General features: G+C 62.5%; 11 protein-coding genes. 5 read left to right on the plus strand and 6 right to left on the minus strand.

The annotated features are described in order from the left end of the window. Window positions 1-126: 126 nt before the first annotated feature. Window positions 127-2748, plus strand: a complete 2622-nt coding sequence (locus HNQ60_RS00330) for a TonB-dependent receptor plug domain-containing protein (RefSeq protein WP_184329034.1) — start codon at window positions 127-129, stop codon at window positions 2746-2748. After that, window positions 2749-5085 (plus strand): prolyl oligopeptidase family serine peptidase, encoded by a 2337-nt coding sequence (locus HNQ60_RS00335; RefSeq protein WP_184329035.1) that lies wholly within the window; start codon window positions 2749-2751, stop codon window positions 5083-5085. It begins immediately after the preceding gene. Between the two features lie 215 nt (window positions 5086-5300). On the opposite strand, the gene HNQ60_RS00340 is transcribed toward HNQ60_RS00335, so the two are convergent. The 6 genes from HNQ60_RS00340 to HNQ60_RS00365 all read right to left on the minus strand — a co-directional run bounded on the left by HNQ60_RS00340 (window position 5301) and on the right by HNQ60_RS00365 (window position 11674). After that, window positions 5301-7145 (minus strand): asparagine synthase-related protein, encoded by a 1845-nt coding sequence (locus HNQ60_RS00340; protein ID WP_184329036.1) that lies wholly within the window; start codon window positions 7143-7145, stop codon window positions 5301-5303. A gap of 12 nt (window positions 7146-7157) precedes the next feature. Beyond that, the gene (locus HNQ60_RS00345) at window positions 7158-7862 is read right to left on the minus strand and encodes a lasso peptide biosynthesis B2 protein (protein WP_184329037.1); all 705 of its coding nucleotides are present in this window, start codon (window positions 7860-7862) and stop codon (window positions 7158-7160) included. Between the two features lie 503 nt (window positions 7863-8365). Then, on the minus strand, window positions 8366-9292 hold the full coding sequence (locus HNQ60_RS00350) for a chromosomal replication initiator protein DnaA (RefSeq protein ID WP_184329038.1): 927 nt from the start codon (window positions 9290-9292) through the stop codon (window positions 8366-8368). A gap of 12 nt (window positions 9293-9304) precedes the next feature. Beyond that, on the minus strand, window positions 9305-10171 hold the full coding sequence (locus HNQ60_RS00355) for a phytanoyl-CoA dioxygenase family protein (RefSeq protein ID WP_184329039.1): 867 nt from the start codon (window positions 10169-10171) through the stop codon (window positions 9305-9307). Next, window positions 10168-10794 (minus strand): acyl-homoserine-lactone synthase, encoded by a 627-nt coding sequence (locus tag HNQ60_RS00360; RefSeq protein ID WP_184329040.1) that lies wholly within the window; start codon window positions 10792-10794, stop codon window positions 10168-10170. The genes HNQ60_RS00355 and HNQ60_RS00360 overlap by 4 nt, the downstream gene beginning before the upstream one ends. A 76-nt stretch (window positions 10795-10870) precedes the next feature. Further along, window positions 10871-11674: a LuxR family transcriptional regulator gene (locus HNQ60_RS00365; protein ID WP_184329041.1), complete on the minus strand. Its 804-nt coding sequence runs from the start codon at window positions 11672-11674 to the stop codon at window positions 10871-10873. A 460-nt stretch (window positions 11675-12134) separates the two neighbouring features. Between HNQ60_RS00365 and HNQ60_RS00370 the strand changes: the two genes are divergently transcribed. From HNQ60_RS00370 to HNQ60_RS00380, 3 genes are all read left to right on the plus strand, one after another. After that, entirely contained in the window at window positions 12135-12371 is a 237-nt protein-coding gene (locus HNQ60_RS00370) for a hypothetical protein (protein WP_184329042.1), read from the plus strand. A 333-nt stretch (window positions 12372-12704) separates the two neighbouring features. Continuing rightward, entirely contained in the window at window positions 12705-13517 is an 813-nt protein-coding gene (locus tag HNQ60_RS00375; protein ID WP_184329043.1) for a VPLPA-CTERM sorting domain-containing protein, read from the plus strand. Window positions 13518-13634: 117 nt separating this feature from the next. Next, on the plus strand, window positions 13635-15176 hold the full coding sequence (locus HNQ60_RS00380) for a hypothetical protein (RefSeq protein WP_184329044.1): 1542 nt from the start codon (window positions 13635-13637) through the stop codon (window positions 15174-15176). The last annotated feature ends 91 nt before the right edge of the window (window positions 15177-15267 follow it).

Below are 15267 nucleotides of genomic sequence, written 5' to 3' on the forward strand. Positions count from 1 at the left end.
GGAAAGTCGGGAGGGAAATATTTGCTACCGACTCCCGGGCGTTCGTCCGACCTAGTGTCCCAGCGAACGTGCATTGCACGACGCACCTGGCGGATCGCCAGGAACTACACAACAGGGGGCACGACGATGAGACGATCGATGTTCGTATCAGGTCGATGGTTGTTGCTGACGATGGGGAGCGTGGCGTGCGCGAGCGGCTCATACGCCGCCGGGCGCGACATCACGGAGGAACGGATCGAGCTCGAGGAGGTGGTCGTAACGGGAACGCGGTTGCGCAGTTCGACGGAGGCATCCGCGCTGACCGTGTTCGATCGTGCGCTCATTGAAGAACTGGGTTCAGCCAGTGTGCCCGACCTGCTCCGGTACCTGCCGCAGCAGCCTTTCATGCCCGTCGAAGGTTCTCGTTTCGGCGGCGCGCAGTTCGTGGAGCTCCGAGGCATCGGCGCCGACATGACGCTCGTGCTGATCAATGGACGACGCGCGGTGACATCAGCACCGCAGATTGCTTTCAACGCGTTCGACCTGAACTCGATGCCGATCTCCGCGGTCGAGCGAATCGATGTGCTGGCGGATGGTGCGTCGGCTGTCTACGGTGCGGATGCCGTCGGCGGTGTCGTCAACATCGTGCTCAAGCGCGCGATCGATGCGCCGGAAGTCGGGTTGCGCTATGGAACGGCGCGCGATGGCGCCGAAGAGTTCCGCGCATCCCTTGGAGCAGGCTTCTCGACCGAACGCTTTTCCGCTGCGTTGTCACTCGACTGGTTGAATCGCGAGTTCCTGCTGGGCGAGGCGCGCGACAGATACCGGAATCAGGACTACAGGCGCTTCGGCAGCGTCGATCAGCGATCGCCGAATGGGAATCCCGGCAACGTCACGTCGCGAACGACCGCGAATCTCCCTGGGCTGCCATCACGCACCGCGGGCGTGCCCGAAGGCAGTACGGGGGTTGGACTAACGCCGGAGGACTTTCTGGAGACAGCGGGGGTGCGCAATCTCGAAAGCTTGTCGCGGTATCGCTCGATCATTCCGGAGGTGGAGCGGGGCAGCGCTATCCTCAATGCGACGTACGACGTGGGTCAGTCGCTCTCGCTCTTCGTCGAAGGCCTCTACACAGATCGAAGCTCGATCTCACAGTCACCGCCTTCCGCGCTCAACGGAACGCTCGTTCCCGCGACAAATCCCTTCAATCCTTTCGGGGTGCCGGTGAGCTCGAACTTCCTGCTGACGGGCATCGGTCCGCAGCACTCGGTGGTCGAGGCGGATTCGTTGCGGGCCGTTGCCGGTGCACGAGGGCAGGTCGGTTCGTTCGATTGGGAGCTGTCGTATCTGTATTCGGACGAGACGGGCCGCTCGTGGGTCGAGAACACCGCTTCGCCAGCGGCAGTCGCGGCGGCGCTCGCTGCGACCAATCCGGCGTTGGCACTGAATCCGTTTCAGGATGGGCCGGGCGGATCGCAAGCGCTTCTGGACTCACTCGTTGCGCAGCCGACAGTGGCCAACTACGTGTCGCGTGCGGATTTCGTCAGCGGCTTCATGAGAGGCAACGTGTGGCAACTGCCGGCGGGCCCGCTCGAAGTCGTGCTGGGCGGTGAGTATCGGGAAGAGTCGGTGGTGTTCGACGGCTCGATCTTCATCGACAACGGTCGCTATGTGTCCGCAGCGTTCGCCGAAGTGAGTGTGCCGCTCGTCGATGCTGCGATGGAGATTCCAGCCGTGCGTGGACTGTCGATGACGGTCGCCGCCAGACAGGATCGATACAGCGACTTCGGCAGCGACTTCAATCCGCAGTACACATTGGTGTGGCAGCCAGTGTCGGACTTGAACGTGCGCGTCTCGTACGGCACCAGCTTTAGGCCGCCATCGTTGTTCGATCTCTATTTTCCGCGGACCCCGTTCGACAACACGCCCGTCACCGATCCACGTCGCAACAACGAGCCAACGTTCGTGACGGTCATCCACGGCGGAAATCCAGAGCTGGAACCGGTCAGCGCGCAGTCGCTGACTGCTGGCGTTACATGGTCACCGTCGTTTCTCGAAGGATTGCGGGTGTCGGCGACCTATTGGCGCATCGAACTGGACGATCGCGTGCAGACCTTTACGGAACAGCTCGTGCTCGAGTACGAGTCCCTGTTCCCCGAACGAGTCATGCGCGCAGCACCGACTCCTGCGGATGTCGCCGCCGGATTGCCGGGAGTGGTTGAGGCCGTCGATTCGTCGCGCCTCAACTTCGGTGCACTGGAAACGGATGGCGTCGATCTCGATCTGCGTTGGTCTATCGGTTCGAGTTGGGGTGAGTGGCTGCCGCACGTGAGCGCCACGTGGGTAAATCGATACGAAGCAGGACAGGCGCCCGGGACGCCGCCACTCGATCGGGTCGATCTCGCAAGTCAGGACGGATCGATTCTCAGCTGGCGCGCGGTGGCGGGATTGGGGTGGCAACGCAACGTGTGGGGTGCTGCGCTCACAGCCCGATACATACCGGAGTACGACGATGCGAATGCAATCGGCGTACGCAACGGGCGGACCATCGAGGACCAGTTCCTGCTCGATGCCCAGGTCAGTCTCGATTTCCGGCGTATGGAAAGCGCACCCACCTGGCTGCGAGGCCTGTCGCTGCAAGCCGGCGTGGTCAACCTGTTCGACGAAGAGCCTCCCTTCGCCGAGATCAGCGCAACGCTCGGCTATGACTTGACGCAAGGCGATATGCGCCAGCGTTTCGGCTACATCAATCTGTCGAAGAGGTTCTGAATGATCAATGCAATGAATCGCCGCCAGTCAGGGGGGCTGGCGGCTCTTGGCTGCCTTGGATTGTCGCTGGCTGCGGTGACGAATGCGGCCTCGACGGCGGCAGAAGCTGACGCACGTGCGTTGACGCTGACGGACGCGATCGAATCGACGCGTTTCATGCGAGATCGCAATCGCAATGCTGTGTTCTTTTCGCCGAGCGGCAAGCGTTACGCAGTGGCGCTCGTGCGAGGTGATGTTGCACGCGATGGCGTGTGGTGGGAGCTGCAAGTGGGTGAGGCTTTGCCGAAGCCGGCGGCGCCTCGTTCCATTGCGCGGCTGTTCACGAGTGGCAAGGGAGCGGGGTACGAGGAGGTCTACGGAAGCGATGCGCTGACGTCGGGCAGCAATGTCCCGGTCTGGCTGGATGAACGGCATGTCGCGTTCTTCTGGGAGGATGAACGGGGCGTCCAGCAAGTCATGAGCGCCGATGTCGAAGAGGGGCGTGTGACGCCGTTGACGCGCCATCCGACGCGTGTCGTGTACTACGGAGCGGCGCCCGACGGGACGATCTTCTACACGGCCGCGATGCCAATAGACCGGACTCGTGCGGAGGCGCGACGACGCGGCAGCTACGTAGTCACAGACTCTGATGCGATCGAGCTGTTGCAGGGAAGTCTCCGCGGCGGGTGGGACTGGATGTTCAACCAACGGTTCATTGCACGTGGCGCGGAGGCGCCACGCCGTGTCGTGTTCGAGGGTGGCGAGGTTGTGAGCCGCTATTTGCCAGTCAACAGGACACCGGCCTTTTCGCCTGACGGCAGGTTCACCATCACGCCGCATTCGGTGCTGCCGGAGCGACTGCCCCAGTCCTGGCGCAGCTACACGCTCCCGCACTTCCAGGATATGTGGAAGGAGCGTGATGAGGATCCCAACGCGTGGTACGGGCGGCAGTTTGAGTCTCTGTTTGTCGTCGACATGGAGAAGGCGCATGCGCGACCGCTGTGGGATGTCCCGAATGACCCGTCTGGTCGCACGCGCATCGCATGGTCGCCCAGTGGCGATCGACTGTTGCTGGGGCCAACGTTCCTGCCAACCGAAGTTGCAGATGATGACGCGCGCAACGCACTGGCGGTGGCGGAAGTGGATGTCGCGACAGGTCGGTACTGGCGTCTTCCGTTTCCGGCCTCTGAGGCTCGCAACATTCAGACGGTCCGTTGGCTGGATGCGGCGACGGTAGACATCCGCGTTCGTGACGGGCGCCAGTGGACTCTGCGTCGGGAAGAAGCTGGCTGGGTCAGCCAGTCCGGACCGACCGATCCTTCTATATATATGAGTGCGGAGCAGCGGCCGGTTTATGTCAAGGAGGATCTGAATTCGCCGCCGAAGCTGGTGAGTCGAGGCAAAGCCGGCAAGGAGGCGGTGCTGCTGGACCCGAACCCGGCGCTCGGATCGCAGATCCGTTTCGCCAAGGTGGAATGGATAAAGCAGGTGGGTCCGGACGGTAAAGCGTGGGAGGGCCGTCTCTACTATCCCCTCAATTACCAGCCCGGCCGGCGCTACCCGCTCGTGTTCCAGACCTACGTCTACGCCCGGCGCGAGGAATTCTCTCTGTATGGATTCGACGGTTCGCCCTTGGGGCCGGGGATATCCGCCTACATTGCACAGCCGCTCGCAAGTCGTGACGTATTCGTGCTGCACGGACCGTCACGCGCCGAATCGGTCGATGAAGTGAATGTAGTGGCCGATGCGTTCGAGGCGCAGATCAATCGATTGGTCGACGAAGGGAAGGTCGATCGCGATCGGGTCGGCATCATCGGATTCAGTGCGACGGGCTGGCTGACCAGCTATGCGCTCGTCCGCGAAAAGTTCCGGTATGCAGCGGCGATCACCGATGACAACAAGGACGGCAGCTACATGCAGGCTGCCATATCCGGATGGCCCTATAGCCTGGGCGAACACCTGATCGGTGCTCCGCCCTTCGGCGAGGGATTGAAGCGTTGGCTCGAGCATTCTCCGGCCATGAACACGGAACGCATTCATACGCCTCTCCTGATGACGGTGTCGTCAGCCGCGGTGGAGTTGGGCGGATGGGAGCTGTTCTCGAGGCTTCGCTTTCAGCGCAAGCCCGTCGAGTATTTCTTCGTAGCCGATCAGCAACATGGCAGCCACCAGCTGCAAAACCCCGGGCAACTCATATCGTTGCAAGGGCGGGCTCTGGATTGGTGGTGCTACTGGCTGAAGGATGAGCGCGATCCCGATCCGGCCAAAGCCGAGCAGTACGCGCGCTGGGACATCCTTCGCCAGCAGCACAAAAAGGACTTGCAATCGCTGGATGCCTCTGCCCAAGCATCGCGCTGACGCCACCGCTCGCGGCAGTCTCCCGGAGCACTGCGAGGCTCACTTGCCGCGAGCGGTCTTTTTCACGCGATCAGATATCCACAGAAGCTGTGCACAACTTCTGAATAAGACGGGCTTGACTTCACTGGAGCGCGGAAGAATTCGGCAGCGACGTTGGATTGATCGAAGTTTGAGCAGTGAGAAAGATATTGCCGCTTCGTTGTTGCGACCGATCTTCAACGCAGGGATGACGTCGCGGTCCACTTTGACAGCCAAAGCTCCGCGTCGAGGTGACGCAGGATCTCTCCCGTACCGACGGAGCTTCGAGAAGGCGTGTCAGACAGCGTAGCTTCGAGGGCGGCACGATCGAGGAGGCCCTCGCGAACTAGTACACCGTCTAGCAAGCGCTCGCGCACGTAGGCGCGATTGCCGCGAATCAGTTCCTCAGCGTAGTCGGGCGCCCTGTCTTTCCATTGCCGCTCGAGATTCTCTCGGGGCAAATGCGCTTCGAATGCGCGCCGCGCGAGCCCGCGATCACGGCCGCCATCGAAATGCACATACAGCGGAATGCGCAGGCAAAGTTCGACCACGGGCTGGGAGTAAAGGGGCGAGAGTGTCTCTGCCGCGTGTTCATCCGGGCCGACGGAGGCGTCATAGAACTGCGGCGAGTAGAGCAGAGAACCCAGGCGGCGGATCAGCGACCACGGAACCCGTGTTTGATGCTCGAACCAGGGGTGCGGATAGGTCCGCTGCTGCGATTGCATACGTCGAGTTTCAGCGCTCGCGATGGAGTTGGCCGAGGTAAGTCCGGAGCGCTGTTCCGCCATCGTCGATCCCAGAAGCCAGCGGCGCAGAGACCGGTGGAGCACATGCCACACCGTGAGATTGCGGCAGCGGGCAAGCTGAGCAGCAAGGGCGAAGGTGCGCGGACCGGGGCCGCGGGCGCTGAAGTAGTCGCTCAGCGTATGCGTCAGGGAATGACTGCCGAGAATGGAATCACCGCCGATGCCAGTGAAGACCGCTGTGCTGCCACGATCCTGGACAAGTGTCTGGCGGACAGTGCTTCCCTGCAAATGCGCGATCACATAGACAGGCTCGAATGTCTTCTGCAGGGATTCCAATGGTTCGAGTCGTACGCCGCGTGGGTCGCAGCCAAAGGCCTGATACTCGAGTCCGAGATGATCGGCGACGCGCCGTGCCCAGGGCCGTTCGTCGCTGATCGCTCGCAAGTCGAAGTAGGTGTACGCGAAAGGACGCTGCCGGGCCGGCAGCGCTGCCAGGCAAGCAGATATCAGTGAGGAATCCAGTCCGCCGGAGAGCTCGACGAGCGGATGTTCGTGTCCTTGAGCCAGTGCCAACGTGCAACTGCGCAAGGTGCTTTCGAGTATTTGCGCCGCGCCATCCTGTTCGATGCGCTGCTCTGCGGAGCAAAACGTCTGCGGCCACCAGCGCATCGATGGGACGATCGTCTGACCGATCACGCCTCGCCGAATCTCGAGGCGCATGCCCGGCAGCACGGGCGTCACATCGTGAAACGGACTTTCTCGCGGATCGAGGTTGCCCAGGACCCGGGCGCTGAGGTAGGCGCGTCGCAGGGTGAAGGGATGCAACCCGATGAGTTCGCAGTCCGCTACGTGCGAGAACAGGATCGTCACGTCGCTCTGGCGGCATTGGATGCACGGAAGATCGCCAGTAGGGTCCTTCAGAACGAACGTGCTGCCGGATTCGCGATCATTCAGGACGGCGACGTAGTTACCCCAGAAGTACGTGAGCAGCAGATCGCCTCGCGTCTGCACCAGTTCGGCGGCGAGCGGTTCGGTCCAATGAGCCCGCGGTGCGGGTTCCGGGTCTTCGATGGGTAGTCGGCGAAATACGGAGCCGAGGACGACGCCTGCCTCGCCGGGGAGTGCTGCAGCGTGCAGTCTCGAAGGATGTCCGCCGGCCGACCAGACTTGAAGGCCGTTGCACGCTGCTGCAGCGGACCATTGCTGGTGCGCTGAAAGAACCATTTGTGCGTGCCGCATGAACCTGGATTGCACCGGGCTCGATGGTTCGTAGATGAAGGCCAGGTATCGGAACATCGCGTCGAGTTCCTAGACCACCAGGATGGGCGCGTAGCCGACGACTTCTTCTGGTGTGGCGTCGAGCGTGTAGGTGCCGAGTTGCACCCAGCTATGAGCCTTCCAAGGATGCGTCTGCACGCCGATTACCCAATGTGCGCGCAGCTGATGCAGCGCGAGGAATCGGGTGAGGGTGAGCGCGTGCAGCAGGCAACGCTCGCGCGCTGTCATGAGATACGGTCGCAGGCTGCGAAACGCGAGGGCTAGTTCGATAGCGCGCTCTGTGTCGTTGTTGCCGGTGGACAGGGACGATCGCTGGCGGAGCAACTCGACTGCTGTGGTGTAAAGCGGAAAACGATCGATGTGGCGTTTCGCCCAGCGCAGTGCCAGCAGATATCGAATCCAGTGCCCAGGTCGTAAGGATGCGGCGACAGCGGGTGCATCGATGCTGAGGGTGGGTTTGGGCAACGACTCTTCAGGCAGAGGACAGCAAGAAGCGGACGCGGTGAGCAGGCCGCGCTCCATCAATAGCTTCGCAAGGGCGGCCTGCTGCGTGTTCGAAATGCGCTGTGCTTGGAGCAGCGACTGAAGATGCGGTGCCTGATCCGCGCCTAGGCCAAAGTAACGGTTGCGTTGCAGATCGAGGAAGACGATCCCGGAGCCGGTCGTGCACCAGCGCACGTGACCTGGAAGGCCGTACACCAATCCTTCCTCGGACGTTGCAGGTTGCGCGCTCATGCAGCGGACAGAGTGGCGAGAATCGCGAGAAGGGCGGATGCGCTTGCGCGCATCCGCCAAAGCATCGAAGGTTCAGCCCAGCGGCTCGATGTCGGGCAACTGGAAGCTGTCCCGTTCCGGACCGACCTTGCCCTTGGTCTCTTCCGTCGCGTCGCCCAGATCGACGAGCATCAGTTCTTCGTTCATGACGATTCTCCTGTTGAGTGTGTAAGCGCCATCCGCGGTGGCGAGCCGACCGTGCTTCGACTCGCGATCAGCGTCAATGCGGAAGCGTTGAGGTTCGCGCGTGCAGACCCGTGCGTGCGGCGTCGCTCGTCAGTCGTGCACGGGGCGAACGCCACGTTCGGTCTGATCCGCTGTTGAAATACAACCAGAAAGTCAGTGCCAGACTTGATCGTCGCCCGCGATCTCGCTGGCCAGCTCGGTGCTCGAACCTCCACATTCCGGGCTCGCATGCGGTGGTGCCAGTCTTGGGTTGTGGGCATGTGTTCCCGCGCCTGCGCTCAAGCAATCGGCACGAGATGACGCCAGGCATTGAGCTGAAACAGCTCCGGATGCATCTGACGATGCCGGATGATGGCCTTCGACAAAGTGGATGCATCACGTGAGAAGTAGCGGGCCACTTCAGTCAATGTAGCAACGCGTCGCTCGATGGCGTGCCACGCGACAAGAGAGCGGCAGAGGGCCAGGTCGCGCTGCCGGGAATGTGAGTGCAGGTCGGACTTCGTTGTGCCCTGACCGCGTGCGACGAGGTCGGTGAGCGTGTCCAGAGTCAGGCGCGGGCGCCCTCGCCGGAGCGATCGGGGTAAGGATTCCAGGAACTCCGTACTGCCAAGAATGCGATTGTGACCGCGACCTGCATCAGCAAACACTTGCAGTTCGCGGACCGGAGGTGGGGCGGCAAGGAACTCGCACGCCTGAGCACGGCCCATCCCACGAGCTTCCAGGATCGAGAACACAGCATCGCTGTCGATCCATTGTGCCGCTCTCGACCGCGTGAAGCGGGGATAGCTGCTCTGTGGATAGGTGTTTGGATTTTCCGCGAGCTGCGCTTGTACCGGGGCGTAATGAATGTAGCGAACCAGTTCGGGAAGCCACTGTGTCGGATCGACCAGCGTCGAGTGGAAGCGGCTGCTGAATACGTGACCAGCGTCCCTCCGTAGTCGATTCAAATGCCGTGCGTAGCTGCCCGTCAACCCTTGCATGATCCGGCTGACCGGCGTCTGGCAGGTGCGGATCGCGAGGTGCAACGCGTGCGGCAGCCAGCAATAGGCATGCGCGTGGGCCTGCGCTTGCACGAGGGACTTCGCAAGTAACTGCTCGAGGTACTCGTAGTCGTTGTCCGTCGTGAACAGCGGCTGATGCCGGCTCGACAGCTGCAGCACATAGTAAGTCCCACCCACCAGATGAATGCGCGGTGGACGCGGCATGACGGGAAGTCGCTATCGGCCGTTCATCTCGTAGTACGAGCGGAGCTGCTCGGCAACGTCCTCGGGAAGGGCATCGACGGTCGGATGGACGCGCGAGCTGCTGGTAAGTGCAATCGCGGGATCCTGACCTTCCCAGTTGCCTAGGTTGGGTCGGTGCATCCGATAGCCCAGAAGATCGCGAACGGATTTTGGAAAGGACCGCGCGATTGCCGGTGGGTAGGCAAGGAATGCGTTTTCGTAGGTCTTGAGCCAGCCGAGGCAATAACTCAGCACCAGGCCCGTGCGCGCGGTGGTTGCCTGGTTCTCTCCGCCGCAATGTACTGTCGATCCGAGATAGATCAGCGCCGATCCTCGTGGCATTTCGGCTGCGATGGCTTCGCGCGGGTCAGGTACCGATGACGATGCCAGGTGCCTGTGTGGCCAGAGGAGCGTCGCCCCGTTCTTGCGCGTGAAGTCCGACAGCGCCCACATCACGTTCACCATGTACTCGTTCGTTTTCGAACAGGGCCACATGTCGTCGTCCCGATGGGGAAACTGCTGGCGCTGTCCCGGATGCAGCCGGATCGCCTGCGAGAGATTGACCTGGTACCAGTCGCAATAAGGCGCGAGCACATGATCGAGCAGGCGCAGCACGAACGGATCCAGCAGCAGTTGCTGTGCAGCCGGGGACTTGAGGAGCACGGACGCGATGCGGGTCGTCTGCCATCCATGGAAATCGCCTTCGCAGCGCGGCGTAGCCTCGAACCACGGCGCGAGTTCCTCTTCGATCTGCCCGATCAACGACTCGCTGGCCTGATGTTCGAGCACAACGTAGCCGTCCGTTCTCAGGCGATGAAGCGTGTCGACGAGATCATCGTTGCCGATTGCTGATGCGTTCATGCCGCAACCCTCAGGCGCGGCGTCACGAAGCGCGTCACGGGGCCTTCGATGCCGAAGCGGCGGCGCAGGGAGCGCAGCCCGGCGGGATGAATCTGCACGCACACTGGGGTGACGTGATCATCGCCATCCGCCACCGTATTACCGAGAGTGCGGGCATCCCAGCCGCATTGCATCGCAAGCGGCAGAAAGGCGCGATTCGCGGTAAAGACGATCTGTTCGATGCCGAAGAGAAGGCACGTTTCCATGACACCCGCGAGGATCTGCCACAGCACCTCGAGCCGCCGACGACCGGCGAGTTCGGGTGAGGCGCAGAATCGCGATGCTTCCCAGACAAGGGGACCGGTCGGAGGCGGCAGTGCGCACAGATGAGCGAACACATCCGTCATCAGGTGCGGCTGCGTCGTGGGGAAGAGGCGGGCGGAAGCGAGCAGCTCCTGGCCGGCCTCGTCGTGCAAGAGAAGATAGATCGTATTTGCGTGATCGTAGCTGTCGATTTCCATGCCACCGATCGCCGGAACCTTCCAGCCGAGGTCGTCGATGAATACCGCTTTGCGCTGCCGGTGCATCTGCGCGAGCTCGGACTCGAACAGATGACGGTTTTCGCCCGTGACGATGAAGATCATGATGATTCGCCCTCCCTGCCCCTGTCTGTCACAAGACTGCAACGAGGACGAATCGAATGAAATTGATCTGATTGGATCAACTGTCCTGTGAGGGCACATTGCGTCGGCGGTGCTGGCAACGGGGCCGGTCTGTTGGCCGGATCACGTCGCCGAAGGCGATCTGTCGGCTCCCAAGGGCATGCACCACTGCCTGGACGCGTGTAACGACGCATAACCGATGTTTTGCGCGTTCGATGTGGTTATGGACTGTGGTAACGCTCAGGCCCAGGAGCTTGGCGATCGACCAATCGGACTTTCCGCGGGCGACGAATTCCAGGCACTGCCGTTCCCGGTAGCTCAGCCGCGGTACATCCTCGTCGCTGCGATCACCGCCGGTCAGGCGCGAAGCACGATCGAACAGGTGGACCGCCATCAGTTGCGCCGCGAGGTAGGCCCGCTCATCGAGCGATGCCGAGTCCGGAATCAGCGAGCAGGAGGAGGGCGTCAGCGAGAAGGCCATCGGGCCATGGATCGGAATCGTGTAGCCGTGCGCCACTCCGTGACGACGCGCCAGATCGAGCATCTTGAGCTGCGAAGGGGTCATCGACTTCCTGAATTCCGGCGTGTCCCAGAAGAAGGGAATCAGGCTGCGGCTCGCGCGTTGAAAGACAGGGTCCACGCGATGCAGCTGCAAACCGCTGTAGTCCTCCACCCAGGATTTCGGGTAGTTCAGCACCATGAGAGCTTCGCGCGGATTGAGCGGATCAACGTGCGAGCCGCATGCGTAGTAGCGGAATCCCAGGCGCTGCAATGCCGCCTCGAACGTGCTCGTCAGCTCATCCATCCGGGCGGTCTGCTCGGCGTGCTCGATGAAATGCCGGGCGATATCCAACTGGTCCATGTTCTTGTCTCCCTGGTGCGTCCCTTGAGTGTTTGCCAGCATTCCGTTGCTGGTGCCGCTTCGCGGCGAATCGATGATGCCGCATGACGGCAACGAGCAGCGTAGTGCGTTGCCGAAGCAAGGGAATGCGCGCATCCCGCAGTCTTCGCCTTCAATGAGACGCACTCCACACTTCAAGTGGATTGTCACGATCGCTTCACGTTGCGCGCGGAGGATGCGCGCCATCTCAAGGCAAGGGCGGATATGTCAATGAGCCGGTGGCATCCAGGAAGCGAAGTGGAATCCGTGCGCGACGCGCACTACGTGCGTTGGACGGCGCATCTGGAGTCCGTAGTGGCGCGGCAGCGGCAGCAGCGCCTGCTCACTGCAGGATCTCCAGTCGGCCCGGCTTCAGCCGGATGGATTCCCGCGTGCGCGGGAATGACAGGTGTTGCTTCATCGGAGGTCGTGGGGGTGCAGCATGGTCTTCGCTAACCGCCAGCCCGACGATCCGGTCGCCGAGTACGTCCGGACATTCCTGGAGTGGCGACTCCGATACGGAATGGAGGATCCGTGCATGCAGGAACTGCACGCAGCGGTCCTCGCCGAAAGAGAGAAACTGACGCTCACGCACGTGCAGCGGGCACAGTTGCTCGCGCTCGCGGATCGAATCGTTCGAGAGCAGGGGAGCGCCAACGCCGCCCGGCTAGCCGGCTAAACAGCCAGTGGCTCGCAGCTACCAGCTGGCCCGCTTGTCTTTCATTCGTCCTACACCTGCGCTTCCAACGTGCGCCGCCATCTGCGGCCGCTTCACCAACTCTTCACCGACGTGTCATGGACCGTGACTAACGTTGCCCGCGTCACGGATTGAGGCGGATTCATCGATGTGCCGGCCGCGCGTCGTAAAAGCGTCAAGAAGTTCGAGATCGAGTGACACATCGCACGCGCACTGTGCGCATCGCTCGGATCGGACACGTGAACTCGATTCGGCAAGGACGGATCGCTCCGATCCGACATGGTTACTGTCAACAAACGAGAAGGGGATCGCCCAATGCAACTGTCTCTGAAGAAGCTTGTCGCTGCCAGCGCCATCGCGCTCGCCTCGACATCCACGATGGCGCAGGTCGTCACCGTGCCGACGAACATCCCGGAAGTCATTCCGAACTCGGACACCGACAACGGCGGCCTGATCTTCACCCTCTTCAGCGTGAACTCGGAAACACCGTGGTCGTATGCCGTGAACCTCGGCCTGCGCCTGAACGACGTGCTCGAAGGCACGAGCGACATGGCGAGCGCCGGCAAGTCGCTGAGCTGGGTTCTCCCGGACATCAGCGCCCTCGGTAACGTTGCCGATCTGCGTTGGCACGTGACGGCCGCTGACCTGGGCGCCACCACGGTCGCCAACTCGGCCCGTTACCTGACGACCGCCCTGATCGACAACCCGACCGCCACCAACCAGGGTGTGGTGAGTGCGTCGTCGAGCACCTACTACAACTTCGTCAATAACCTGAACGCCGTTGCGGGCAACCCGGACGTCGTGACGGATCCGGCGGATCCGCGTTTCGCTCCGACGCGCTACGGTGTCGGCTCCAACGTCTTCCAGTTCGCCACTGCAGGCGGTCTCGATGACGCGCTCGCGTTCTTCCTGATGACGAACCCGGCTCGCGGCGCCAGCGGCGCTGCCAGCATCGATCGTTACGAGACTCTGGCCGGCGATATCGGTCGCTGGACCTTCGATCTCGCCACCTCGACGCTGAGCTGGAACGTTGGCGGCGGCGCCCCGGTCCCGCTGCCTGCAGCTGCATGGCTGCTGCTGTCGGGTCTGGCCGGCATGGGTGTGGTCGGCCGTCGTCGCAAGGCATGACCTCAACGCGTATCGCCCTTCGCGGCGATACGCGTCCCTTGATCCCTTCCCGGAAATACGCCGGCCGCACTCTAAATGCGGCCGGTACGGGATCGCTTTACCTCACTGGAGATGAATATGAACATGTTGAAAGTAGCAGTGGCTGGCGCGCTCTGCCTCGGCAGCGCCGGCGCATGGGCCGTCGATCCGGCTGCGTTCGATGACACCGCACCGGTGGTGCTGCGTGTCGGCGGCGCGACCGCCAGCGACAACACACTCCGCAATCTGTTTGCGCTCGACCCGGCCGATGCGGAGACGGGCAATCGTGCCGCTTGCCAGGCCGGCTCGCTCGACATCTACACGCGCGGCAATGACTTTCTGATCTCCTGCCTCTCGACCGCGAACGTCGTCGGTCTCGCCACCGGCAGCCACATCGTCGTCGTGAAGGAAACCGCTGGCGGTTCCGCCAACGGTGTCCTCCCCGTCGCACGCCAGTCGAATCTGTCGAACTTCATCACGCCGACCGAAGCCAACATCGTTGCGAACTGCACGGCAGCCGCGACGAATGCCGGTGGTGCCGGTGGCCTGATGAGCTACCAGGTGCGTTCCTGTGCCACCACTCTGACCAACACGGCTGCACCGCCGCACGTCGGCATCTCTGACATCGATCCGCGCACCTTCATCGGCACCGCCGGCGTGACCGCCGCGGATGCTGCCGCGCTCAGCGTCGATCCGGGCCTCCAGGTCCTCTTCGCGCCGATCGTTTCCGAAGCGCTGCGTAACCGTCTCCAGACGGTTCAGGGCCTCACTTCCGGCAGCGACACGCTGGCCAACGTCCCGTCGATTCCGAAGTCGGTTCTCGCCGGCATCTTCTCCGGCCAGCTGCTCGACTGGTCGCAGGTCTACATCAACGGCCAGCAGGTCGGCATCTCCGGCGACACGAGCGCCTACCTCTGCCGTCGTGGCGAGACCTCGGGCACGCAGACCAGCTTCGAGATCCAGTTCCTGAACGAAAACTGCAACCGCGGCGAAGCTTCGGCAACGTTCGTGGCGCCGGACCAGCCCTCGTGCCTGAACGGCGGCTGCGCCTGGAGCCCGACGACTGGCGGTGCTGCCGGCCAGTTCGGTGATGACTTCGTGTTCGCCGGCGCAGGTTCGGGCGACGTGCGCAACTGCGTGTCGTTCAACACCGCGACGCAGTATCGCATCGGTACGGCGAGCACCGAGCGCCTGCCGCTCACGACGGGCACTGCGGATCGCTTCCGCTACGTTCGCGTCGACGGCCAGGAGCCGACGCTCGTTGCAGCCCAGGAAGGCCGCTACAACTTCTTCACAGAGAACACGCTCAACACGCGTAATCCCGATGTGACCACGGCTGGCGGCAATCGCGCCATCTGGACGCACATCCGCACGCGTATCGGTGATCGCGCGGCCGTCTCGGCAACGAATGCAGGCTTCCAGAATGCTGCAGCGTTGGGCACGACGGGCGGTGCCGCCGACACGGGCATTCTCGTGACGCCGGTCGCCGGTTCGATCGAGCCGGTGTTCCCGATCGTTGCCGCCAACGTTCGTTCGCCGCTCGCCGCCAACGGCGGTCCGGTGAACAGCCAGACGCGCACGCTGCCGGGTTCCGCTCCGAACAACTGCAACGCGCCGATCACCGTGGTTCCGCCGCTGTGATGGAGTGATGCTGTTCGGTCGATAGCAGACGGAGACTGCGAGGGCGGCGACTGCGAAAGCAGCGCCGCCCTTTCTCTTTGCAATATCAGTA

Source organism: Povalibacter uvarum (assembly GCF_014202975.1).
GTDB lineage: Bacteria > Pseudomonadota > Gammaproteobacteria > Steroidobacterales > Steroidobacteraceae > Steroidobacter > Steroidobacter uvarum.